Annotated in this window: 2 protein-coding genes and 2 pseudogenes; 2 read left to right on the forward strand and 2 right to left on the reverse strand. The window is 63.0% G+C overall.

Translation table 11 applies throughout. The features are described from left to right. Positions 1-229 (reverse strand): annotated as a pseudogene (locus AWC14_RS09105) (IS982 family transposase); the annotation flags it as partial. Between the two features lie 130 nt (positions 230-359). Between AWC14_RS09105 and AWC14_RS09110 the strand changes: the two are divergent. Next, complete coding sequence (locus AWC14_RS09110; protein WP_045385925.1) at positions 360-1,553, forward strand: hypothetical protein; 1,194 nt, start codon at positions 360-362, stop codon at positions 1,551-1,553. A 49-nt stretch (positions 1,554-1,602) separates the two neighbouring features. Next, positions 1,603-1,986, forward strand: coding sequence for a hypothetical protein (locus tag AWC14_RS09115; protein WP_045385928.1), 384 nt, complete (start codon positions 1,603-1,605; stop codon positions 1,984-1,986). A 239-nt stretch (positions 1,987-2,225) separates the two neighbouring features. On the opposite strand, the pseudogene AWC14_RS28115 reads toward AWC14_RS09115, so the two are convergent. Beyond that, positions 2,226-2,336: pseudogene (locus tag AWC14_RS28115) on the reverse strand (IS982 family transposase); the annotation flags it as partial.

The following is a 2,336-nucleotide window of genomic DNA, read 5'->3' on the forward strand; positions in this document are numbered from 1 at the left end:
CCGGCTGCTTGGGCAAATACGGAAACAGATGGCGCAGCCGGCCCAAACACATACGCAGCCAATGGTGTTCGCTGCGAGCACCGAGCAGTACCTGCGCCACGGCCAGGCACACCAGCTCGGCATCGGTGAGTCTCTTCGGTCGACCGACTCGCCGTCGGTCCGGTCCGATGACATGATCATCGATCGTCACATACAGTTCGGTCAGGAGGGCATCGAGGTTCGTCGTCACAAACGTCCATCGATGCCCTCCAACCACATCAGTCACAAGCCGCCACGCCGCACAGACAACCAACAGCGGTACGCATCAACAACCCGCCGCAACTCACCCGCCGCCGCGGTTAGGAATTACTCATCTAGGGGTGTCTGATCTGCTGCCGAGTCTGTCGCAGATCCAGACGACCACGGTGGATCATCTGACCGGCCTGGCCGCCGACTTTACCGCCGAGGCCGACCTGATCGAACGCTGCTTCACCGATGCCCACGAGCTGATGGGCACCGTGTGCTGGCAGGGGCAGGCCTTCGACGCGGCCTATGCGCGCACCGACTCCGACCGGGCAACGGCGGTAGGTTTGGCCGAGCAGCGCCGCGATGCAGCCAAGATCGCCCAACTCGGCGCAGAAAACATGCTTTTGGCCCGGGCCGCCGCGCTGAGCGTGGTCGAGGAGGGCCACGCGGCCGGGTTTGAGGTCAGCGAAGGCCTCTCGATGTCGGCCTACACGCCCGGCCGGCCACTCGAGCAGGCCATGCGGCTACAAGCCGCCGCCACCGCACTCACCGCCGAGCTGCGCGCCCAGGCCGCCAGCATGGTAGCCATCGACAAAGACACCACCACAAAGCTGGCCGCCGCCACCGCCGGATTCGGCAGCCTGCGCTTCACCGAAGCCCCTCTCTACACCCGCGGCAGCCCAACAACCAACCGCCACAACGGAGTTCAACTCGTCGACCACACCTGGAAACAAGGCCCCGACCAACCGAACGCGCCAGCCGGCCCAAGCGCCGCCGATATCCAAGGGGTCACCAAGGATCTGCCCCGGGGGACAAGTCCGGATATCAAACTGGTGCAGACTCAGCAGCAGCTTGAGAACTTATACAAATGGGCATCGCAGCACGGGACGCAGATTCCCGATCCGTATGGGCCGCAGCCAGGAACCGCGTACATGCTGCCCGACGGGACGCGCATCGGGATGCGCGCCGCGGCCGACTCGACAAAACTGCCGGCCCTCGACATCAAATATCCAGGGCCAAACGGAGCCTATGAGAAGGTGCACATCAATGCGGCTGAAGGGGCTGCGCCTCAAATACCCAGCGTCCGTGCGCCCGTCGAGGCGGCGCCGCCGGCCGCGGGAGAACCTGCGCCCCCTCCCGCTGCGCCGCGGGCCGAGCCGGCGCCCGTTGAGCCGCCGCCGGTCAGGCCAGCACCCGTTGAGCCACCACCACCCGTTGCACCGCCCAGAGTTAGCGGTGGGGGAAGCGGTATCGGCGGCGGGGGAGGCGCCGGGATCCCCGGACTAGGAATTGGCGGCATACATACACCCGTCGGAGAAGTGGAATAGGAGTCCGATTTGTTCCGTAACGTCGGTCAGAAGACGGGAGAACAGCCTGATGCGCGACCTACATAAAGGCGAGAGCATAACTACCGCGCGAGAAAAGACCCGTGAGGAACTCCTTCTGGGCGGTCTCGGCGACTGGGTGCATCTGTATCAAGTTCACTACCACGTCCAGAAGAATCACCCGGGTTTCACCGTCGAGCAGGTAAAGACCGAGACCCTCGACACCATCCGCTCATTGGTAACCGATGGGCTATTCACGGTGGGTGACCTTAGCGGTCCCAATGGAAGTTTCGCCGCCTGGGACATCCCGCTAGAGGAGTCCATCAAACGGATCTCCAATGCCTATATCGACCAGTTCGACGACGAGACGGCGTGGACTTGGGTGTTCTGGCTTGCCCTGACCGATAAGGGCAGGCACGCCGCCGCGGCGATCTGACGTTCTGAATTCGTTTAGCGAGAGGACGAGCCCGGCGGGCTTGGAGAGATCCACGTAGTGGTGGCCCCCGCCGGGGTTATCATGCATCTCGGTCAACAGCTCGATGATTTCGGCGACAACGGTGGAGTCGAGCCGCCACAATACGGCGCCAGTGTGAAACTCAACCTCTGCTGGGCCTGCTTCGATAACGAATTGGTGAGTAGTTGCGCCGTGATCTAGATGAGTGATTCCTATCCCGGTCAGTGGTCGTAGGCGATCAGTGATCGTTTGGTGGGGGTGTTGATTTTCCAGTTGTGCCAGATCACGGCGGCCAGTGCGAGTAAGCGTTGAGCGATGCGGGCGAAGACACG

It is taken from the genome of Mycobacterium kyorinense (genome assembly GCF_002101735.1).
Classification (GTDB): Bacteria; Actinomycetota; Actinomycetes; order Mycobacteriales; family Mycobacteriaceae; genus Mycobacterium; species Mycobacterium kyorinense.